The 21,555-nt window shown below is 61.7% G+C and carries 19 protein-coding genes; 13 read left to right on the top strand and 6 right to left on the bottom strand.

Annotated elements, in window-relative coordinates; all coding sequences use genetic code 11:
* The gene (locus ACSV9I_RS08455) at positions 1-1,608 is read left to right on the top strand and encodes an ABC transporter ATP-binding protein (RefSeq protein ID WP_438328354.1); all 1,608 of its coding nucleotides are present in this window, start codon (positions 1-3) and stop codon (positions 1,606-1,608) included.
* 114 nt (positions 1,609-1,722) lie between these two features.
* On the opposite strand, the gene ACSV9I_RS08450 is transcribed toward ACSV9I_RS08455, so the two are convergent.
* A complete protein-coding gene (locus tag ACSV9I_RS08450) occupies positions 1,723-2,436 on the bottom strand; it encodes a GntR family transcriptional regulator (RefSeq protein WP_438328353.1) in 714 nt (237 codons plus the stop codon).
* Between the two features lie 255 nt (positions 2,437-2,691).
* On the opposite strand from ACSV9I_RS08450, the gene ACSV9I_RS08445 reads away from it, so the two are divergent.
* The 6 genes from ACSV9I_RS08445 to ACSV9I_RS08420 all read left to right on the top strand — a co-directional run bounded on the left by ACSV9I_RS08445 (position 2,692) and on the right by ACSV9I_RS08420 (position 8,633).
* Positions 2,692-3,780 carry an ABC transporter ATP-binding protein gene (locus tag ACSV9I_RS08445; protein WP_438328352.1) on the top strand — a complete coding sequence of 363 codons (1,089 nt, stop codon included), beginning with the start codon at positions 2,692-2,694 and terminating at the stop codon, positions 3,778-3,780.
* Between the two features lie 40 nt (positions 3,781-3,820).
* Complete coding sequence (locus ACSV9I_RS08440; protein WP_438328351.1) at positions 3,821-5,119, top strand: ABC transporter substrate-binding protein; 1,299 nt, start codon at positions 3,821-3,823, stop codon at positions 5,117-5,119.
* Between the two features lie 182 nt (positions 5,120-5,301).
* Positions 5,302-6,207, top strand: coding sequence for an ABC transporter permease (locus ACSV9I_RS08435; protein WP_438328350.1), 906 nt, complete (start codon positions 5,302-5,304; stop codon positions 6,205-6,207).
* A gap of 1 nt (position 6,208) precedes the next feature.
* Positions 6,209-7,027: an ABC transporter permease gene (locus tag ACSV9I_RS08430; RefSeq protein ID WP_438328349.1), complete on the top strand. Its 819-nt coding sequence runs from the start codon at positions 6,209-6,211 to the stop codon at positions 7,025-7,027.
* Between the two features lie 6 nt (positions 7,028-7,033).
* Positions 7,034-7,780, top strand: coding sequence for an aspartate/glutamate racemase family protein (locus tag ACSV9I_RS08425; protein WP_438328348.1), 747 nt, complete (start codon positions 7,034-7,036; stop codon positions 7,778-7,780).
* Position 7,781: 1 nt separating this feature from the next.
* A complete protein-coding gene (locus ACSV9I_RS08420) occupies positions 7,782-8,633 on the top strand; it encodes a GNAT family N-acetyltransferase (RefSeq protein ID WP_438328346.1) in 852 nt (283 codons plus the stop codon).
* An 11-nt stretch (positions 8,634-8,644) separates the two neighbouring features.
* Here ACSV9I_RS08420 and ACSV9I_RS08415 read toward each other — a convergent pair whose 3' ends face one another.
* A complete protein-coding gene (locus ACSV9I_RS08415; protein WP_054160472.1) occupies positions 8,645-9,553 on the bottom strand; it encodes a diacylglycerol/lipid kinase family protein in 909 nt (302 codons plus the stop codon).
* A 284-nt stretch (positions 9,554-9,837) separates the two neighbouring features.
* Here ACSV9I_RS08415 and ACSV9I_RS08410 point away from each other — a divergent pair, with 284 nt between their 5' ends.
* The gene (locus ACSV9I_RS08410) at positions 9,838-11,064 is read left to right on the top strand and encodes an MFS transporter (protein ID WP_438328345.1); all 1,227 of its coding nucleotides are present in this window, start codon (positions 9,838-9,840) and stop codon (positions 11,062-11,064) included.
* Here ACSV9I_RS08410 and ACSV9I_RS08405 read toward each other — a convergent pair.
* Entirely contained in the window at positions 11,053-11,451 is a 399-nt protein-coding gene (locus ACSV9I_RS08405; protein WP_438328343.1) for a winged helix-turn-helix transcriptional regulator, read from the bottom strand. The genes ACSV9I_RS08410 and ACSV9I_RS08405 overlap by 12 nt on opposite strands.
* Positions 11,452-11,576: 125 nt before the next feature.
* Between ACSV9I_RS08405 and ACSV9I_RS08400 the strand changes: the two genes are divergently transcribed.
* Complete coding sequence (locus tag ACSV9I_RS08400) at positions 11,577-12,599, top strand: zinc-binding alcohol dehydrogenase family protein (RefSeq protein WP_438328342.1); 1,023 nt, start codon at positions 11,577-11,579, stop codon at positions 12,597-12,599.
* Between the two features lie 52 nt (positions 12,600-12,651).
* Here ACSV9I_RS08400 and ACSV9I_RS08395 read toward each other — a convergent pair whose 3' ends face one another.
* The 3 genes from ACSV9I_RS08395 to ACSV9I_RS08385 all read right to left on the bottom strand — a co-directional run bounded on the left by ACSV9I_RS08395 (position 12,652) and on the right by ACSV9I_RS08385 (position 15,993).
* Positions 12,652-13,059: a winged helix-turn-helix transcriptional regulator gene (locus ACSV9I_RS08395; RefSeq protein ID WP_438328341.1), complete on the bottom strand. Its 408-nt coding sequence runs from the start codon at positions 13,057-13,059 to the stop codon at positions 12,652-12,654.
* A 299-nt stretch (positions 13,060-13,358) separates the two neighbouring features.
* Complete coding sequence (locus ACSV9I_RS08390) at positions 13,359-13,973, bottom strand: L,D-transpeptidase (protein WP_438328340.1); 615 nt, start codon at positions 13,971-13,973, stop codon at positions 13,359-13,361.
* Between the two features lie 355 nt (positions 13,974-14,328).
* Positions 14,329-15,993, bottom strand: coding sequence for an electron transfer flavoprotein-ubiquinone oxidoreductase (locus ACSV9I_RS08385; RefSeq protein ID WP_438328339.1), 1,665 nt, complete (start codon positions 15,991-15,993; stop codon positions 14,329-14,331).
* Between the two features lie 294 nt (positions 15,994-16,287).
* Between ACSV9I_RS08385 and ACSV9I_RS08380 the strand changes: the two genes are divergently transcribed.
* The 4 genes from ACSV9I_RS08380 (at position 16,288) to ACSV9I_RS08365 (ending at position 21,549) form a co-directional block, all read left to right on the top strand.
* On the top strand, positions 16,288-17,682 hold the full coding sequence (locus ACSV9I_RS08380; RefSeq protein ID WP_438328338.1) for an FAD-binding oxidoreductase: 1,395 nt from the start codon (positions 16,288-16,290) through the stop codon (positions 17,680-17,682).
* A 149-nt stretch (positions 17,683-17,831) separates the two neighbouring features.
* Entirely contained in the window at positions 17,832-18,743 is a 912-nt protein-coding gene (locus tag ACSV9I_RS08375) for an NAD(P)-dependent oxidoreductase (protein ID WP_438328337.1), read from the top strand.
* Between the two features lie 395 nt (positions 18,744-19,138).
* On the top strand, positions 19,139-20,683 hold the full coding sequence (locus ACSV9I_RS08370) for a putative bifunctional diguanylate cyclase/phosphodiesterase (protein WP_054160465.1): 1,545 nt from the start codon (positions 19,139-19,141) through the stop codon (positions 20,681-20,683).
* Positions 20,684-20,763: 80 nt separating this feature from the next.
* Positions 20,764-21,549, top strand: a complete 786-nt coding sequence (locus tag ACSV9I_RS08365; protein WP_438328336.1) for an SDR family oxidoreductase — start codon at positions 20,764-20,766, stop codon at positions 21,547-21,549.
* The last annotated feature ends 6 nt before the right edge of the window (positions 21,550-21,555 follow it).

Genomic DNA, 21,555 nt, shown 5'->3' with positions numbered 1-21,555 from the left:
ATGGACGACAAGACAAACAACGAAACCGTGCTCGACGTTTCCGACCTCAAGGTGACGTTCGCGACACCTGACGGCACTGTGGAAGCGGTCAAGGGCATCAGCTTTTCGGTGAAGAAGGGCGAGACGCTTGCCATCGTCGGCGAGTCTGGTTCCGGCAAGAGCCAGACCATGATGGGCATCATGGGCCTGCTCGCCAAGAATGGCGACGTCACCGGACAGGCCGTCTATGGCGGTCAGAACCTCGTTGGCCAGCCGCTTGCCAGCCTCAACAAGGTTCGCGGCTCGAAGATCACCATGATCTTCCAGGAACCGATGACCTCGCTTGATCCGCTCTACCGGATCGGCAAGCAGATCGCAGAGCCGCTCATCCATCACCGTGGAATGAGCAAGGCACAGGCGCGTGCCCGCGTGCTCGAATTGCTCAAGCTCGTCGGCATCCCCGATCCCGAGCGTCGCATCGACAGCTATCCTTACGAAATGTCGGGCGGGCAGCGCCAGCGCGTGATGATCGCGATGGCTTTGGCCAACGAGCCGGATCTCTTGATCGCCGATGAACCGACGACGGCGCTTGACGTCACCATCCAGGCGCAGATCCTCGACCTTCTCGCTGATCTGCAGAAGCGCTTCGGCATGGCGATCGTCTTGATCACCCATGACCTCGGCGTGGTCAAACATGTTGCAGATCGCGTCGCCGTGATGCGCAAGGGCGAGATTGTCGAGACGGGCAGCCGCGACGCCATCTTCGGCAATCCCCAGCATGACTACACGAAGATGCTGCTCGCGGCGGAGCCCACCGGCACCAAGCCGGCACCGGCGGCGGACGCGCCCGTCATGCTCGAAGGTCGCAATGTGGTTGTCGATTTCGACATTGGCCGCAGTGGACTGTTCGGCCCGTCGCGCACCTTCCGCGCGGTCGATGATGTCAGCATCCGCCTGCAACAGGGCCAGACCATCGGCATTGTCGGCGAGTCGGGTTCCGGCAAATCGACCCTTGGCCGGGCGCTTCTGAAGCTCCTGGCTGCCGATGGCGCCTTCCGCTTCGAGAGCAATGACCTCTCAGGTCTCGACCGTGGTGGCATGCGACCCTTCCGCAAGCAGCTGCAGCTGGTGTTCCAGGACCCCTACGGCTCGCTTTCGCCCCGCCAGACGGTGGGCGAGATCATCACCGAAGGCCTCTATGTGCACGAACCGCAGCTGTCTCGCGCAGAACGCGACACCCGCGCCATCGCCGCTCTGAAGGAAGTCGGGCTCGATCCGGCAGCCCGCAACCGCTATCCGCACGAGTTCTCCGGCGGGCAGCGTCAGCGCATCGCGATTGCCCGATCGATGATCCTGAAGCCGAAGGTGGTCATTCTCGACGAGCCGACATCGGCGCTCGATCGCTCCGTTCAGCGGCAGGTGATCGAACTCCTGCGCGACCTGCAGGAGAAGCACGGTCTGTCCTATATCTTCATCAGCCACGATCTCTCCGTCATCAAGGCGATGTCGGACCATGTGGTTGTCATGAAGAACGGCAAGATCGTTGAGCAGGGTGCGACGGAGGACATCTTCGAGCACCCGAAGCAAGACTATACCAAGGCCCTGATTGCGGCTGCCTTCAGCCACTGACGACAAAAGGCCCCGGTGATTGAACTGACCCGCGAAAGTTAGACCTCCAACCTCGGGGGGCAGTTCAAGATCATCGGGGCCTTTTTCAATTCTGCAGACCGCAAGACCATTGCCTCAGATCGACAGCGCATCCTTCAGTGTCATCGCTTCGATCTCGCGCAAGTCGAGATCGGCTTCGATATGGCCGATATGATGCAGCATGGAGGCAGTGGCCGCCTCCACGTCGCCGCGCTCCAGCGCATCAAGGATCTCGGTGTGGTCGTCATGGCCACAGCTCGACACGCCGGTCCGGCCATAAAGCGCAATCACCAGCGACGAGCGCGCCACCAGTTCCTGCATGAATTTTTCCAGGATCGCATTGCCGGCGACGCGTGCCAGCAGCAGATGGAAATCGCCGGACGCCTTGATCTCGGCACGCCTTGCACTCGCCCCCCGCTCGCCCTTGTGCCGCGCCTCTTCTTCCAGATGGGCGCGAAAGCCGGCGATCTCGTCCGGGGTCAGGCGGTCTGCGGCGGCAGCAACGATGGCGGGCTCGATCAGACGCCGCGACTCGAAGATCTGTCGCGCCTCGTCCGGTGACGGATTGGAAACAAAGGCGCCGCGATTGCGCTCCGTCGTCACCAGACCTTCAAAGGCCAACATCTGCAGCGCATCCCGCACAACCGTGCGGCTGACATCGAACAGTGTGCCGACCTCCGCCTCCGACAGTTTCGTACCGGGCGCGAGGCGTCGGTCGACGATCGCATCGCGAAGACTGTCACGGATCGCGCGGGCGCGGTCCTCCTGCTGACCTTCGGGGACGAGAACGGCTTTGGCAATCGACTTCATCTTGCTCTCCAGATTGCCTGTTCTACCGCCGCTTGCTTGGCAAGGCAAATGCGTTGCGTACACACGCTTACAAATAATGCGATCAAAGATGATGCAAGATTGTATGCAATGTTTAAATTCTGTGCATACAGCCGAACCACCTCACTGACGGCGATTACATCCTCAGCCACAAAGCCAGTGAAGTCAGCCACTTAGTTTGCACCGCAGCAAACTGGCACGCGTCATGCATCACTTCTGGCAGAGAAGGATTGCATCATGACGAAAAACGCCGATATCGAACTTGCAGCCGTATCCAAGGCCTATGGGCCGACCATCGCCGTCCATCCTGTCAGCCTGAAGATTCCCGCATCGACCTATTGCTGCCTGCTTGGTCCTTCCGGCTGCGGCAAGACCTCGACCCTTCGGATGATCGCCGGCCATGAGGCCGTCACATCCGGCGACATTCTGCTCGGCAATGCCAATGTCACCGACCTGCCGCCGGCAGCTCGCGGTACGGCGATGATGTTCCAGTCCTACGCGCTCTTCCCGCATCTCGATCTCGTCGACAACGTCGCCTTCAGCCTGAAGATGAAGGGCGTCGACAAGGATACCCGCCGCCGCGAGGCGCTGGAGATGCTGTCGCTGATGCAACTCGATCCCTATGCCAACCGCCGTCCGGCCCAGCTGTCCGGGGGCCAGCAGCAGCGCGTGGCGCTTGCCCGCGCCCTGATCACCAAGCCGGAAGCGCTGCTGCTCGATGAACCCCTCTCGGCGCTTGACCCCTTCCTCAAGATCCGTATGCGGGCGGAACTGAAGAAGCTGCAGACGTCGCTCGGCATCAGCTTCATCCACGTCACCCATAGCCAGGAAGAGGCGATGGCGCTGGCGGATCTGATCGTTGTGATGAATGCCGGGCGCATCGAGCAGGCGGCCTCCCCTCGCCAGGTCTTCGAACAGCCGGCCACCGCCTTTGTTGCCCGCTTCATGGGCGATCACAATGTCATCTCGGGCCGCGTGGTGGAGAGCAGCGCGGATGAAACCGTAATCGAGACCTCAGCCGGCACCCGGTTCAAGGCACCTGCCTCGCCTGTGCCAGTGGGGCAAATCCTTGATCTCGCCTTGCGCACAGACCGGGTGGCGATTGGTGGCGAGACAGAACCGATGCTTGGCTTCAACGGCGTGGTGGCCGGCGTCGAATATCTCGGCGCGACGGTCAAGATCGCAGTCGCCGGTGCGGGGATCGAGGAGTTCACCATCGTCACCAGCGATGCCGCTTATTTCGCCATGCCCGTCAAAACGGGCGATGCCGTGCCGCTCTCTTGGGGGCCACGGGACGTGATCGTGCTGGGCAAGCCCGACGCCTGACACAAGAGCCGAAGTTCAAACCACAATAATCCAGAGGAGAATGAGCATGACTGTGAAGACCACATCCGAAAAGAAGGGCCTGACACGCCGCAACCTGTTGAAGACCGCGTCTGCAGCCGCCGGCCTTGCCGCCGGTTCCGGCGTGATCACCGGCTTCCCGACCATCTGGGCGCAGAACCCGATCACGCTGCGCCAGTTCGGCACCGGCGTGTCGAACATCAATGCCATCGCCGAGAAGTGCAAAGCCGATCTCGGCATCACGCTTGAGATGACCGCAACGGATTCCGATGCGGCTGCCCAGCGCGCCGTCACTCAGCCGATGTCCTATGATATCGCCGACATCGAATACTGGATCCTGAAGAAGGTCTATCCGACCGGCGTCATCCAGCCGATGGAAACATCGAAGCTCAAGTATTACGACAAGGTCGTGCCGCTGTTCAAAACCGGCAAGCTGCTGCCGGACAGCGTCATTGCTCAGGGTACCGCCCCGCACACCGTCGGCTATGTCGAGAGCAAGGATGCCAAGACCTTCGCGTCCGGCGAAACCGAACTCTTCACCATGATGCCGACGATCTACAATGCCGACACGCTGGGCATCCGTCCCGACCTCGTTGGCCGTGAGATCTCGTCCTGGGCCGACATCATGGACCCGGCCTTCAAGGGCAAGGCCTCGATCCTGAACATCCCGTCGATCGGCATCATGGATGCCGCGATGATCTGCGAAGCCATGGGCATCATCAAATATGCCGACAAGGGCAATATGACGAAGGCCGAGATCGACACGACGATCGACTTCCTGATCAAGGCCAAGCAGGACGGTCAGTTCCGCGCCTTCTGGAAGTCCTTCGACGAAAGTGTCAACCTGATGGCCTCCGGCGAAGTCGTCATCCAGTCCATGTGGTCGCCGGCGGTTGCCGCCGTGCGCTCCAAGGGCATCGCCTGCAAGTATCAGCCACTCAAGGAAGGTTACCGCTCATGGGGCGGCGGTCTCGGCCTGGCAGCCCACCTCACCGGCGCCCAGCTCGATGCAGCCTATGAATACATCAACTGGTACACATCCGGCTGGGTGGGCGGCTATCTCAACCGCCAGGGCTACTACTCGGCCTGCATGGAAACCGCCAAGGAACACATGTCGGCGGATGAATGGGGCTACTGGATCGAAGGCAAGGCCGCGACTGGCGACATCATGTCTCCGGAAGGCAAGGTCATGGAAAAGGCCGGTGCGGTCCGCGACGGCGGTTCCTTCGAGGAGCGCATGGGCAAGGTCGCCTGCTGGAACTCCGTCATGGACGAGGACCGCTACATGGTCCGCCGCTGGAACGAATTCATCGCGGCCTGATAACCAACCGAGGCTGTTCGCCCCTCATCCGGCTGCCACCACCTTCTCCCCGCAAGCGGGGAGAAGGCCGATAGGGCCGCCGCTCTGCCTCTTCTCCCCGCTTGCGGGGAGAAGGTCCCGGCAGGGGGATGAGGGGCAAACTTCCCAGCAGGCATTACTGCAGCGACAGGAGACGAAACGACATGACCACAGTGCGATTTCTAGGCGTCGGCGAGGAAAAGCCGAAACGCGAAATCCGGGTGCCGGCATGGCTTGCCTCCTATCTGCAGGCGCTGCCGCTGACGCTCATCCTTGGCTTCTTCCTGCTCCTGCCGATCCTCCTGATCGCCGTCGTCAGTTTCTGGGATTATGACTTCGCCCAGATGTATCCGGACTTCGTCACGTTCAACTACGAGGAGACGCTCGGCTCCTGGGTCACCTGGAAGACCTATCTCAACACCCTGAAATACGCCGTGATGGTCTGGGCGATCACCCTCGTCATCGGCTTTTGGGTTGCCTATTTCCTCGCCTTCCATATCCGAAGTGCGGCCATGCAGAGCGTGCTTTTCCTCGTCTGCACCGTGCCCTTCCTCACCTCGAACATCATCCGCATGATCTCCTGGATTCCGGTGCTCGGCCGCAATGGGCTGGTCAACACCACGCTTGTCAGTTCCGGCCTCATCAGCCAGCCGATCGAATGGTTGCTCTATTCGGATTTCGCCGTGGTGCTTGCCATGGTGCACCTCTACACGCTGTTCATGGTCACCCCGATCTTCAACACGATGATGCGCATTGATCGCTCACTGGTCGAAGCCGCGCGCGATGCCGGTGCGTCCGGTCTGCAGATCCTGACCAATGTCATCATCCCGCTGGCCAAGCCCGGCATGGCGATCGGCACGATCTTCGTCGTGACGCTGGTCATGGCCGATTTTTCGACCGTGCAGGTCATGTCCGGCGGCCAGAGCGCCTCGGTCGCGCTGATGATGAAAAACCAGATGTCGCTGCTGCAATATCCCGCCGCCGCCGCCAATGCCGTGGTGCTGCTGGCGCTGGTCCTCTTGATGGTGGCCGCGATCCTGCGCGTCGTCGACATTCGCAAGGAGCTTTGAGATGAATTCGGAAAAACGCTCGCGCGAATTCTACGTGCTCGCCGTCTTCTTCGCACTCTTCGTGGTCTTCCTCTATGGCCCCTTGTCGGCCATCGTGATCCTCTCCTTCCAGGGCGAAAATGGCGGCCTCACCTTCCCGCTCAATGGTGTCTCCTTGCACTGGTTCGCCAACCTCTTCGAACAGCAGGCGGTCGGTGATTTCGGCGGCTCGTTCCGGCGCTCCTTCGCGCTCGGTCTGATGGTCATGGTGGTCACGGTTGTCGTCTCGCTGCTCGCGGGCCTTGCCTTCCGCCGCAAGTTCTGGGGCGCTACACCGCTCTTCTATCTCGCGGTTGCAAGCCTCGTCGTGCCCTCGATCATCGTCTCGCTCGGCATCGGCGTGCTGTTCTCACAGCTCGGCCTGCAGCCGGCCTGGTATACGTCCGGTTTCGGCGCGCATCTGACCTGGACCCTTCCCTTCGGCGTCTTGATCATGTTTGCCGTTTTCAACCGCTTCTCGCCGGCTTACGAGGAGGCCGCCCGCGATCTCGGCGCCTCCTCCTGGCAGAGCTTTCGCCATGTGGTTCTGCCGATCATCCTGCCCAGTCTGATCGGCGTTGGCCTGTTCGGCTTCACGCTCTCCTATGACGAATTCGCCCGCACCCTGATGACCTCAGGCACCTACAACACCCTGCCGCTCGAAATCTACGGCATGACCACCAATGTCACGACGCCGGTTCTTTATGCGCTCGGCACCGTCACCACGGTCTTCTCGCTGATCGTCATTGGCGGGACGCTGGCACTCATTGTCGGCCTCAACCGTCGCCATATCAGGGGCTGAGGCTTCATGAAAATTGCCGTCATCAATCCCAACACCACCGCCAGCATGACCGCGACCATTGCGGATGCTGCAAGGCGGGTGGCGCAGCCGGACACCACCATCGACGCCGTCACCTCCAGCATGGGGCCAGCCTCGATCGAAGGGTATTATGACGAGGCGCTGGCCCTGCCCGGCCTGCTCATCGAAATCGCCCGCGCCGAGCGGGAGGGTGCCTCTGCCGCCGTGATCGCCTGTTTCGACGATACCGGGCTCGACGCTTGCCGAGCCCTTGCCGCCATCCCCGTTCTCGGCATCTGCGAGGCAGCTCTCTCGGTGGCAAGCTTCATTGCCCAGCGCATCACCGTGGTCACCACGATGGAGCGCTCGCGCCTGCCAATCGAACATCTCGTCCATCGCTATGGCAAATCCGCCATGGTGAAGGTGCGGGCCGCCGACATCCCCGTGCTCTCGCTCGAAGACCCGCATTCAAACGCCCGTGACCGGTTGCGAGCGGAAATCACTGCTGCCCTTCGCGAGGACGGGGCCGAAGCCATCGTGCTCGGCTGCGCCGGCATGGCGGATCTTGCACATCAGCTCTCTCAGGAATTCGGCGTGCCGGTGATCGATGGCGTGGCGGCAGCGGTCAAGCAGGCGGAAGGGCTTGTGGCGCTCGGCCTCACCACTGCCAAATCCCGCGCCTATGCGGCTCCGGTCGAAAAGCGTTTTACCGGCATGCTCGAAGCCTTTGCTCCATCGCGCATCGGAGCCGCCTGAGATGAGCGCGCCGGCCATTCGTCCCCTGACACGCAAAGAGCTCGATATTCTGATTGACTGGGCTGGGGACGAAGGCTGGAATCCTGGCCTCACCGATGCGGACGCGTTCTACGCCGCGGATCCCCAAGGCTTTCTCGGCTGTTTCGTGGAGGGAGAGCTGGTAGCCGGCATATCGGCCGTCGCCTATGACGAGCATTTCGGCTTCATCGGTCTTTACATCTGCCATCCACGCTTTCGCGGGCAAGGCTATGGCCGCAAGGTTTGGGATGCCGGCATGGCTCATCTGGGCAACCGACGTATCGGCCTTGATGGCGTGCCCGAGCAACAGGCCAATTATGCGGCCATGGGTTTTGCTCCGCTCTATGAAAGCATCCGATGGAGTGGTCCCGGCGGCACGGCATCGCCGTCGCCCCCAGCGCCGGCGGCCACGGCTCGCCCTCTCACGGCAATGGACCTACCGGCTCTCGCCGTCTTCGACAGACGCCACTTCCCCGCCCCGCGTCCGAATTTCCTGTCCCACTGGCTCGGCGGCGCGCATGACGCCTTTGTCTCGATGGAGGATGGCGCCATGACTGGCTATGCTGTGCTTCGCCGTTGCCGGCAAGGTCGCAAAATCGGCCCGATCTTTGCCGTAGATGACGGAGCGGCGGAAAACCTACTCAGCGCCTGCGTGCAGGCAGCCGCGGGTGGCGAGGTCCATCTCGACGTGCCGGATCATCAGGTCAGTCTGACCGAAACACTCAGACGACGCGGGTTTCAGCCGGGATTCACGACAGCCCGAATGTATCGCGGTGGCCCGCCCGTTCTCGCGCTTGCCGGCGTCTATGCCATCACCACGCTTGAACTTGGTTAGGGGCTGCCGCGTCACGCCGCCTTCGGCACGAGTACCTTCAGTTCTCCGGCGTGCATCTTGATCTCGACATCTGCCGGCATCCGCAGCAATTCGCCATCCAGCACACACGCAGCCCCCTTGCGATGTTTGGGGAAATGCAGATGCACGTGTTTTGCCGTCGAGGCGGTCACAGCTTCATTTTCCTTGAAACGCCCGCGCACGATGTCGAAGGCGAGAGCGCCGACGCCGGTCGGCTCCAGAGGATCGGCGAGGTAGACGCCAAGCTGGCCGGTATTCACTTCATCGGCGAAGAACAGCGAATTATTGCCGAGCGGGTTGTTGGAGACGGAAATGGCCGAGACCGGACGCTCATCACTGCGGCCGTCGCCATCGATGTCGAACATTACCTCGAAGCGGGGCGGATCGAGCATGACGCCAAAGGCAGCACTGGTGCTGGCGCGGATCTTGCCGAGCCGCGATGCAAAATTCATCTGATTGCGCATGCGCACCATTCGCGCATGCAGACCGGCTGAGAACTGGTGCACGAAGGGGCGGCCATTGGCCGTTGCGATATCGACATCGGCAACGGTCGCATCGGCCAGTACGTCGAGCACCTTCCAGATGTCGAGCGGCAGCTTCAGCGAGCGTGCAAAGAGGTTCATGGTGCCGGCTGGCACGACGCCGAGCGGCAGGCCGGATTTCCAGGCAATGCCGGCTGCAGCCGAGATCGTGCCATCGCCGCCGCCTGCAATGACCGCATCATAGCCTCCGTCGTCAGCAACACGCTGCAACGTCTCGACGATCTCATCGCCACTGACCACGGCACAATCAAGCTCATGCCCCTTTGCAGCGAAGGCGCGGGTTGCACTTGCGCAATAGGCTTCCATATCGGTGGTCTTGAAGGTGCCGCCGTCGCGATTGAGTACCGCTTTAATCTTCATGGGGTCCTTTCGCGGCTCAAGGTTCGAGCCGTGCTCTCAAACGTGCCGCGCCATCAAAAGTTTCCAGAGGAGACAGAAATCGATAGCCGTCGCGCAAATTTCAAGTGCATCTGCGAAAGCCTTTGCCGCAGTGCATATAGATATGATAGATATCAATCTTGTTCCCGCTGTGATTTCACGATCCTTCCATTATTTTCCGGCCTCCCACGGAACGCAGCTGCGCCTCGGCACTGGCCCGAGCGCTGCCGACCTCTGGTTGCCGAGCTATTTGCCCAGGTGCCCGCATGACTGATTGCTCCGCCCTTGATCGCCCCCTTGAAGACGACAGACAGACCACGATCGGGCTGACGGCCACGACGATCCTGTTGATTGAGATCGCGCTGGCGGCCGGCGGCTTTGGGATCGGGACCGGCGAGTTCGTGATCATGGGCTTGCTGCCCGAAGTGGCGAGCACCTATGGCGTCAGCGTGCCGGATGCCGGGCATGTCATCAGCGCCTATGCGCTCGGCGTTGTGATCGGCGCGCCGATCATCGCAGCCCTCGCCGCAAAACTGCCCCGCCGGACCCTGCTGCTTGCGCTGATGGGTGTGTTCGCAGCCGGCAATCTGGCGAGTGCGCTCGCCACCGACTTCTGGTCCTTCACACTTCTGCGCTTCATCACGGGTTTGCCGCATGGCGCCTATTTTGGCGTTGCTGCCCTTGTTGCCGCCTCCATGGCCGAACCGCATCGGCGTGTGCGCGCCGTTGGTCGCGTCATGCTCGGCCTGACCATTGCCACGCTGGTCGGCACGCCGATCGCCACCTTCCTCGGCCAGTTGATGAACTGGCGGGCGGCCTTCCTGCTGGTCGCCGGCATCGGTGCGCTCACGGTTGCGCTGATCGCGCTTTATCTGCCCAAGGACAAGGTCGCCGAAGGTGCCAGCATCCGGCGCGAACTCTCGGCCTTCGGACGGCTTCAGGTCTGGCTGTCGTTTGGTGTCGCAGCCGTCGGCTTCGGCGGCATGTTCGCGATCTTCAGCTATATCGCCAAGACCGTCACGGACACGGCCGGCATGCCCGTGAGCATGGTCGCGGTCGTGCTCGCGCTCTTCGGGATCGGCATGAATGTTGGCAACATCGTTGGCAGCCGCATGGCCGACTATTCCCTAAACGGCACAATTGGCGGCATGCTGGCCTTCAACATCATCCTGATGTCGATCTTCTCGTTGACGGCACACAATCCCGTCATGCTCTGCGTCTGTGTCTTCCTCACCGGATGCGGCTTTGCCGCCTGCCCGGCCGTGCAGACACGGCTCATGGATGTCGCCGCCGACGCGCAGACGCTCGCCGCCGCCACCAACCACTCCGCCTTCAACATTGCCAATGCGCTCGGGGCATGGCTCGGTGGCGTCGTGATCGCGGCTGGCTATGGTTACGGCGCGACCGGCTATGTGGGTTCCGTGCTCTCGGCTCTCGGTCTTGTCATTTTCCTGATCTCGGTTGCTCTCGACAGGAAGCCGTCACGCGGCTGAGGCTTCGTCCTCTCGGCTGTCCGGCTCGATCATCCGTCGCACACCATTCTTGCATTCGACATGGCGGCTGCCCCACTGCTCCAGCACCATGATCACGGGACGCAGGCTCTGGCCGAGCGGAGTCAGGGCGTAGTCGACCCGCGGCGGCACGACCGGGTAAACGGTTCGCGACACAAGCCCCTGCTCTTCCAGTTCGCGCAGCTGCTTGGTCAGCATGCGTTGCGTCACGGCCTGCAAACGCCGTCGCAACTCGCTGAAGCGCAGCGTGCCCGCGGTCAGCAGGTGAAACAGGATGACGCCCTTCCATTTCCCGTCGAGGAAACTCAAGGTCGTTTCGACCGGGCAGCCCGGAAAACTATTGGTCATCTTGGCGCGCGGCTTGGACATTGGACAGTATCCTTCTTGATACCGAGGTTCAGTTCTGTGCCTACAGACACAAAATGTGCATTCTTGCGATATGCAATTCTATGTCCTTAATGGGCAGCGTTGTAAACGCGAGACAGGAGACCCGCATGCGCGCCATCGGATTTTACACACCCCAGCCCATCACCTCGGAGACTGCTCTTGTCGATCTCGATATCGCCATGCCCCAGGCAAGCGGCCGGGATCTTCTGGTGGAGATCAGGGCGGTATCGGTGAACCCGGTCGATACCAAGGTGCGACGCAATCATCAGCCGGCACCTGGAGACACACGGATCCTCGGTTATGATGCGGCCGGAGTGGTGAAGGCCGTCGGCCCGGATGTGACCCTCTTCAAGCCCGGTGACGAAGTCTACTATGCCGGAGCGATCGGGCGCCCGGGAACCAATGCCGAGTATCATCTGGTCGATGAACGAATTGTTGGCAGCAAGCCGAAGAGCCTTGGCTTTGCCGAAGCCGCCGCCCTGCCCCTGACGGCGATCACCGCCTATGAGGCACTCTTCCATCGCATCCGCGTCGATCAGCCGGTCGTTGGCGCTGCGCCCGCAATTCTGATCACCGGCGGAGCCGGGGGCGTCGGTTCGATCGCGATCCAACTGGTCAAGACACTGACAAATCTTTCCGTCATCGCGACGGCATCCCGGCCGGAAACCGCTGCCTGGGCAAAATCACTCGGCGCGGACCACGTGATCGACCACAGCAAGCCGCTGGCGCCTGAATATGCGGCTCTTGGTATCGGGGCGCCCGGCTTCATCTTCTCCGTGACGCACAGCAGCCAGCACCGCCTCGACCTCGCCGAGATCATTGCCCCGGCCGGACGGATCTGCCTGATTGACGACTTCCCGGAAGGCTTCGACATCATGGCCTTCAAAGGCAAGGCGGTCTCGCTGCATTGGGAGATGATGTTCTCGCGTCCGATGTTCGAAACGCCTGACATGATCGAGCAGCACAAATTGCTGAACCACGTGGCTGGCCTGATCGACGAGGGGAAGATCCGAACCACGCTCGACACGGTCGTCGGGCAGATCACGGCGGAAAACCTGAGGAAGGCGCATGCCCTGATCGAGAGCGGTCGGGCACGCGGCAAGCTGGTTCTCGAAGGCTTTCCGAGCTGACGTCAGCTGCCGGCAACCGCCAGACCTTGCCGGGCCGGCGCACTTGGCGCCATCATGCGGCAGAGCGCATGATGGCAGCACTGCCGAGCGGCTTGGTGTTGGGTTTCAGGGCCGAGCCTTCAACGGATACGAGATTTTCCTGCCCCCAGCGCCCGAGTGCGAGAATGACCGGCTGAAGGCTGCGGCCGAGTGGTGTCAACGCATATTCCACCCTCGGCGGCACAACCGGATAGACAGTGCGGGCCACGAGGCCGGCGAGTTCCATTTCACGCAGCTGCTTGGACAGCATGCGGTGCGTAATGCTCGACATGCGCTTGGCCAGTTCGTTGAAACGCAGCACCTCGTCCTTCAGCAGATTGTGGAGGATGACTCCCTTCCATTTGCCGTCCAGAAGCTGCAGCGTTGCCTCGATCTGGCAACCGCCGACTTGCGTGGTCGTGGAGTTCCTGTCGTCAGCCATGCCTTATCCTTCTCGCAAATTCCGACATGCCCGGAGACCCGTTCATGTCTGTTCCCTGATATGTCAGGCCGCGCGCAGCGCCAAGGCTGCGGGCGGCCAAGATCGGTCGACACTGCGTCAACACTTACGTGACGTTCCGTCGGCGGTCTGAGTTTCAGTGATGAGGAAATGGGGCGAAGTTGGGCGGGGAAAAGGAGCTTCGCGGCAACGTGACCGGCGCGAGCGAGAGGCTCACGGCGTGTTGATAACCCAACGCAGCCAGATGCCGGGACCGTGATCGATGGCCGCAGTTCGCCAGGTCAAGCCTGCAGAACGATGACCTTCGTTCCAACCGGGACGCGAGCATGCAGATCGATGACGTCATGGTTCATCATGCGCACGCAACCGGACGACATGGCCTGTCCGATCGACCAGGGCTGGTTGGTGCCGTGGATGCGGAACATGGTGTCGTTGCCGCCGCGATAGAGATACATGGCGCGGGCACCCAGCGGATTGTTTGCGCCGCCCGGCATGCCGCCTGCGTATTTCCGGTTCTTTTCCGGATCGCGTCGGATCATGTTCGGCGTCGGCGTCCAGGTCGGCCATTCGGCCTTGCGACCGACATAGGCATTGCCGGCCAGGGCAAGCCCGGCGCGGCCGACGCCGATGCCATACCGCATGGCCCGGCCATTGCCGAGGACGTAGTAGAGCCGGCGGGCGGGCGTATCGACCACGACCGTGCCAGCTGGATGGACCGTTTCATAGGCCACTTCCTGACGACGCAGTTCCGGCTTGATCTTCTCCAGCGGCACCTTCTTCAGTGGAAAGGGCTCATCTGGCAGATCGCCATAGAGAGCCTGCTGGTTCGGCATGGATTGGCAACCGGCCAGGAGAAGCGGCAGGCCGATCAGGAGGCCTCGGCGCGAAATGGTCATGGATTGAAGGTCCTCGGAGATGATTCTTCTACTGAGGAGCCTAGGAAATTTATGGTTAATGACCGGTTAAATCAGCAGGCGCTTGTTAAACTTGATGGCGAAATCGTGATCCTGTTCGCACCCGGAACCGGATGCAGAGATCTGTCGGCAAATGCACAAGCAGATCCCAAAATGGAAAGGGCGGCCTCTCGACCGCCCTGCTCACTCCCATGTTCGGATAAACCGGCCCTTCGCCGGCGATGTCGCAGCGGCGGTCCGTGCGGCCCGGCCTCCCGAACATTTACATGTTCGGATAAACCGGCCCTTCGCCGGCGATATCGCAGCGGCGGTCCGTGCGGCCCGGTCTCCCGAACATTTACATGTTCGGATAAACCGGCCCTTCGCCGCCTTGTGGCGGCACCCAGTTGATGTTCTGGTTCGGGTCCTTGATATCGCAGGTCTTGCAGTGGACGCAGTTCTGCGCGTTGATGACGAAGGTTTCTTCGCCCTCCTTTTCCACCCATTCATAGACGCCGGCCGGACAGTAGCGGGTCGACGGGCCGGCATAGATGCCAAGCTCGGACCGCTTCTGCAGGTCCATGTCCTTCACCTTCAGATGGACAGGCTGGTCTTCCTCGTGGTTGGTGTTGGACAGGAAAACCGAAGACAGGCGGTCGAAGGTCAAAACGCCATCCGGCTTCGGATAGGCGATCGGCTTGTGCTTGGCCGCCGGCTCCAGCGACTGGGCGTCAGTCTTGCCGTGCTTCAGCGTGCCGAAGAAGGAGAAGCCGAAGAGCTGGTTGGTCCACATGTCGAGACCGCCGAGCGCGACGCCGAGCGCCGTACCGAGCTTCGACCAGAGCGGCTTGACGTTGCGCACGCGCTTCAGGTCCTTGCCGATGTCGGTCGAGCGCCATTCGTTTTCGATCTCGATCGGCTCGTCATTGGCGCGACCAGCAGCAATCGCTTCGGCAATCTTGTCGGCTGCCAACATGCCGGAGAGCACCGCGTTGTGGCTGCCCTTGATGCGCGGCACGTTGACGAGACCGGCGGAACAGCCGATCAGCGCGCCGCCCGGGAAGGAAAGCTTCGGCACCGACTGGTATCCACCCTCGGTGATCGCACGAGCGCCATAGGACAGACGCTTGCCGCCCTCGAAGGTGTCGCGGATGGCCGGATGGGTCTTGAAGCGCTGGAATTCCTCGAACGGATAGAGATAGGGGTTCTTGTAGTTCAGGTGCACGACGAAACCGACTGCCACCATGTTGTCTTCGAGGTGGTAGAGGAAGGAACCGCCGCCAGTCTTCATGCCGAGCGGCCAGCCGAAGGAGTGCTGCACCAGGCCCTGCTTGTGATGCTCGGGCTTGACCTGCCAGAGCTCCTTGATGCCGATGCCAAATTTCTGCACGTCGCTGTCGCGGGAGAGATCGAACTTGGCGATCAACTGCTTGGCAAGCGACCCGCGCACGCCTTCGCCGATCAGCACGTATTTGCCCAGCAGTTCCATGCCGCGGGTGAAGTTCGGACCCGGCTCGCCGTTCTTCTCGATGCCCATGTCGCCGGTCGCGACACCGATCACGGCACCCTGGTCATTGTAGAGCACTTCGGCGGCGGCGAAGCCCGGATAGATCTCGACACCCAGCGCTTCGGCATGAGCACCCAGCCAGCGACAGACATTGCCGAGCGAGACGATGTAATTGCCGTGATTGCTCATCAGCGGCGGCATGGCAAAGTTCGGCAGGCGCACCGAGCCGGCAGGCCCGAGGAAGAGGAACTGGTCGTCCTTCACTTCCGTCTTGAACGGATGATCGGCTTCCTCACGCCAGCCCGGGATGAGGCGGTCAATGCCGATGGGATCAACCACGGCGCCGGAGAGGATATGCGCGCCAACTTCTGCGCCCTTTTCAAGCACGACCACCGTCAGGTCCGGATTGACCTGTTTCAACCGGATCGCGGCAGACAGGCCCGCAGGCCCTGCGCCGACGATCACCACGTCGAATTCCATGCTTTCGCGTTCCGGCAGTTCCATTTCGGTGCTCATGGTCATTTCCTTATCAGGCGGTCCCGTCCGCCCTCCTCCTTGACAAAACCCAACCCGATTGTCGAGCCGAAGCGCGACGCTGGGCGACGCAAATTCCGGCACGGTCATATGAGTTTCAAGAATATCTTACGTGCACGTAAGCGTCAATGCGACGATTTTACGGCTGCGTCCTTGCCGCTTGCCAACGTCTCTTCGTCCGATCCCTCAGAACAGGTTTAGGGCAAAACGAACTTGCCAACCGGTCGGTTGCCCCGCAAGTGAGTGCGTGACATTTGCCGCCGGAAGCGAAAGACCATGATCGATTATACCCCCGCCGCCCTGACCGAGGCTCTCACCGGCCTTCATGCCGACTTGCGCGTTCTTGGACCCGAGGCACTGGCCGGGCGACATCCGGGCGAACATGAACACAATCTCGGCGCAGGCGTCATGGCACAACCGGCCAGCACAGAGGCGGCAGCGGCGCTGATTGCCTGGTGCCGAGAGAATCGGGTCGCCATCGTGCCTCAGGGCGGATCGAGTGGACTGGTCGGCGGTGGGGTCAGCCGGGCGGGAGAGGTAATCCTGTCTTCTGCGCGGCTGAACTCCATCCTCGCCATCAGACCCGACGAATCGACCGTCGAAGTCGAGGCGGGAGTGACGCTCGAAGCTTTGCAGGCCGCACTTCGCCCGCACGGCCTTACCACGGGCATCGATCTCGGCTCACGCGGCAGCGCCACGATCGGCGGCATGCTGGCCACCAATGCCGGCGGCATTCTCGCCTTCCGTAATGGCGTCATGCGCCACCAGATCCTCGGTCTGGAAGCCGTGCTCCCCTCTGGCGAGATCTTCTCCGACATGACGCGGGTGGTGAAGGTCTCGGCCGGACCGGATCTGAAACAACTCTTCATTGGCGGCGAAGGTGCCTTCGGCTTCGTCACACGCGTGGTCATGACCGTCGAACGCCTGCGGCCGCACAGGGCGACCGCCCTTCTCGGCGTCGTGGACGCCGCCTCGGCGCTCTCAGTCGCAGCGCATCTGAACCAGCTTGGCGGCGTTACACTCGAAGCGGCGGAAATGATGTGGCCTCGGTATGTCCAGGATCACGCGGCGCTGAAGGCCTTCGACCTCGACTGGCTCGACGAAGGTGCCGCCATGCTCTTGGTCGAGGTCTCGGCCGAGACGCAGGAGAGAGCCACACTTGCGCTGGAAGAGGCGCTGGCCGAACTCTGGGAGCCCGCCGGTCTGCGCGGCGGCATCCTGGCCCAATCCTCCGAACAGGCGCGCCGCTTCTGGGACCTGCGTGAGGATTCCGGCTTCTATTTCGGCGAGTTCCCAAACGCCCCCTCCTTCGACATCTCGGTGCCGCCATCCGAGCTCGACGACTATGTGGCCGGTCTTCTTGGAGGGCTGCGCCAGATCGGCAGCGGTTACGATGCCTATGTGTACGGCCATGTGGCGGATGGAAACCTGCATATCGCCCTTGCCACAGCCGGCCCTCTGCCGACCGAGATCAAGCACGCAGTTGAACACGTGGTCTATGCAGGCGTGACTGCACGCGGCGGCAGTTTTTCCGCCGAACACGGCGTCGGCCTCGAGAAACGCGATGCCTATGAAGAACATGTGCCAGCCGCGAAACGGCTGCTTGCGCGGCAGATCAAGGCCCTGCTCGATCCGCAGGGCCTGTTCAATCCGGGCAAGGTCCCGTTCTGAAGCGCATTTCCGGATTTCCCGCATAACCCCGGAAAAGTCGCGTCTGCCTGTTCTCTTCGCGCCAAATCCCGTCGCACGTCAAAATCTGCCTTTGAACGTCTGCGCGCTTTGTCGCAGTCTCTGCCAAAACGTCAGCAGGGGAACGCGACATGGCACTGACATATGGTTTCATCGGGCTTGGTCATCTCGGCCGCCATCTGGCCGGCAGCCTCGTGCGGGCAGGCTTTAGTGTCGTCGTCAACGACCTCGATCCCAAGAATGCCGAAGAGCTGGTTGCGGCCGGCGCCCGGTTCGCGGCCGACCCGCAAGCCGTGGCGGAAGCCGTCGATGCCGTCATCACCTGCCTGCCCTCGCCCAAGATCAGCGAGCGCGTGCTCACCGGAGAGCGCGGCATTCTGAAGGGGCTGAAGCCCGGTTCGACCTGGATCGAAATGAGCACGCTCGATGAGCAGGAAGTCTTGCGGCTGGGCAAGATCGCCGCAGACGCTGGCATCCGCATGCTCGAATCCCCGGTCACCGGCGGCGTGCATCTGGCAGCGTCAGGCGAAATCACCGTGATCATCGGCGGCGACAGCGATCTTTACGACCTGCATCTGCCCGCCTTCCAGGCCATGGGCAAACAGATCTTTCGCGCTGGCCCGCTCGGCAAGGCGGCGGTGATCAAGGTGATCACCAACATGCTGGCCTTCATCCACCTGATCGCCACCGGCGAAGCCCTGATGCTCGCGAAGAAGGGCGGCATAGACCTCACCGATGCCTTCAACATCATCAAGGCCTCCTCCGGCAACAGTTTCGTGCACGAGACCGAGGGCCAGGTGATCCTGAACGGCAGCTACAACATCAATTTCACCATGGACCTCGCCGTCAAGGATCTGGGCTTCGCGCTGGGCTTTGGCCGCGAGTTCGGCGTGCCCCTCGACCTCGCCTCCCATGCACTGCAGACCTTCATCCGTGCACGCGCCGCTTATGGCGGCGATGCCTGGTCGTCGCAGGTCGTGAAGCTCCTGGAGGACGCGACCGGCACAGACCTGCGCGCGCCGGGCTTTCCCGCCGAGCTTTGAGACGGACAGGCGGAGAAGCGCGGTCATGGCACCGCCAACACGGCCGTCAGACTGTGACATTCAGCACAATCTGTCAGACAGGTGACGCCAATTGACGAAACCAAGCTAGCAATAGGTCGCGAGCGCCTGCGTTGCCGGGCTTTTGGCGACTTTCTGCACTGCAAGGCCGGGTGTCTTGCGCAACCCAAACTTCACCGCACCGCGAAAGCCGCATCCCGGAACACCTAAAACGAGCAAAAATCACGCTTTTCCGGATAGTTGGCCTTACGAAACAACTTACTCCATTAACCTGTCCTAAACGGGGCTTGCCTAAGGTTGCGCTAACGTGAGCAGCAGTCGGTCCTGCACGGTATTTGCGCCGTTCGCCCGGACCTGAAACATGATCGGGTGACACCTTGCGCGAAATTCTCAACCTTCTCAGAACCGTTCGGGTCGCCTTCTTGACCGCTGTTGGTTCCTCCGGGATGGCTGCCCTTCTCGCCCTGGTCGCGCTCATCATGACGCCTCCGACGGAAGAATTTGTCAGACAGCTGATGATGGCCGCAGCGGTCGGCAGTGCGGCCGCCAGCATCGCCCTGATTTCGCATCTCGGCCCGGTCTCGGCCGTGTGGCGTGTGCTGAGCACGCGGACCCGACGGGTCGAGCGCCGCGCCAATGTGGACGAAATGACCGGCTGCTGGAACCGCCGCCGCTTCATGGAAATCCTCAACAACAAGCTTGCAGACATTGAGGCTGCGAAGGAAGCCGGTCGTGCTTACGAGGAAGTCACCATGCTCCTCCTCGATGTCGACCACTTCAAGATGATCAACGACACCTTCGGTCACGCCAATGGCGACGAAGTGCTGCGCATGCTTGGCCAGTGCGCCCGCGAAGACCAGAACTGGATCGTCGGTCGCCTCGGTGGTGACGAATTCGCCATTCTCGTGCCGGGGAGCGATCCGCGTCTGCTGGACCAGGAAGCCCGCCGCTTTGCAGAACGGCTCTCCGCCCTCCTGCGTAACAACGACAAGGCTCGCGGCTTCCAGGGGATTTCGATTGGCGTCGCCAGCGCACCCCAGGATGCCGCACGCTCGCAGGATCTGATGCACAAGGCCGATGTCGCCCTTTATGCGGGCAAGCGCAACGGCCGTGGTAAGATCACCTTCTACCATCGCGACATGGAGCATGAGGAAGCGGAAGAGCGTCAGATCGCCCACGATCTGCATGCCGCGCTGCTGCTCGATCAGCTCGAACTGCATTACCAGCCGATTATCGACCTGAATGGCGACATTTGCTCGGCAGAGGCCCTGCTGCGCTGGCGCAACCGTGGACGTGGTTATGTGCCGCCGGATAAGTTCGTCCGCGTCGCCGAAAAATCGGAAATGATCCACCGGCTCGGCGAGTGGGTGTTCAAGCGCGCCTGTCGCGACTTGCGGGCGAGCGGCTATCCGCGCTTTTCCGTCAACGTCTCCGGTGCGCAATTCAAGAATGACGGCATGGTCGAGATGTTCCGCCGCGTGCTGCGCGAAAGCGGTTGCGAGGCCAGCCAGTTCACCCTTGAGATCACCGAAACCGTGGTCCTGAGCGCGACCCCTGCCGTCCAGCGCGCCCTGAAGGAATTGCGCGAGATGGGCTTCAAGATCGCGCTCGACGACTTCGGCACCGGCAACAATTCCTTTGCTCTGCTGCGCGACCTGCCGGTCGATTTCATCAAGATCGACAAGAGCTACACGCAGCGCCTCGAGACCGACAAGATCGCCCAGATCTTCGTTACGGCGATTGGCGAGATTGCCAAGGAACTCGACATGATCGTGGTTGCCGAAGGCATCGAAACCGAGGAACAGCATACGTGTTCACGGATCGCGGGTGCCGTCCGCTTCCAGGGTTATCTGCATGGCCGGCCCGAGCCGATCCGCGGCCAGCAGCGTCAGCCGGTTCTTCTGGAACAGGTCGCGTCCTGAGCTTGCCTTTGCCCCTTCCCCGCCGCGCCGCTCCTTGCTAGTTTCGCCTGATACTTATTTCATCAGGAAGGACGTAACCCATGGATCTCGGCATCTCCGGAAAACGCGCGCTCGTGCTCGCTGCCTCGCGCGGCCTCGGCCTCGGCATCGCCAAGGCGCTTGCAGCAGAAGGCGTGCATGTGCTGATCTGCGGCCGGACTGAAGCGAAACTGAAAACCAATGTCGAAGAGATCCGGGCCTCAGGCGGCAAGGCAGACTATGTTGTTGCCGATCTCGCCGATGCCCATTTCGTCGACCAGATGCTGGCAGCCGTGCACCATACGCTGGGTGGTATCGACATCCTCGTGAACAACACCGGCGGACCGGTGCCAGGCACCGTCGAGGACATGGATGCGGAAAAGCTCTACACCTTCTTCCAGTCCATGGTCGTTCGCGTGATCACCTTGACCAATGCGCTTGTGCCCCTGATGAAAACCCAGGGTTTTGGCCGCATTCTGACCGTCGCCTCCTCCGGCGTCTTCGAACCGATCGGCAATCTCGCGCTCTCCAACACGCTGCGTGGCGCGCTTGTCGGCTGGAACAAGACACTGTCGAGCGAGGTCGCGTCCTACGGCGTCACCGCTAATATGATCTTGCCCGGCCGCATCCATACCGACCGCATCGACGAACTCGACGGCGCCAACGCAAAGCGCCAGGGCACGTCGGTCGAGGACGTGCGCGCCAATTCGATCAAGTCGATTCCGGCCGGCCGTCTTGGCAAGGTCGAGGAATTCGGCGCGGCCGCCGCGTTCCTGTGCTCGGTTCCGGCAAGTTACATCAGCGGCACCATGCTCAGGGTGGATGGCGGCGCGGCCAAGTCGATCTGAAGGCGG

Source organism: Rhizobium sp. G187 (genome assembly GCF_051549525.1).
Classification (GTDB): Bacteria; Pseudomonadota; Alphaproteobacteria; order Rhizobiales; family Rhizobiaceae; genus Allorhizobium.
The sequence above is the reverse complement of the archived record's forward strand: the minus strand, read 5'-3'. Positions and strand labels throughout refer to the sequence as shown.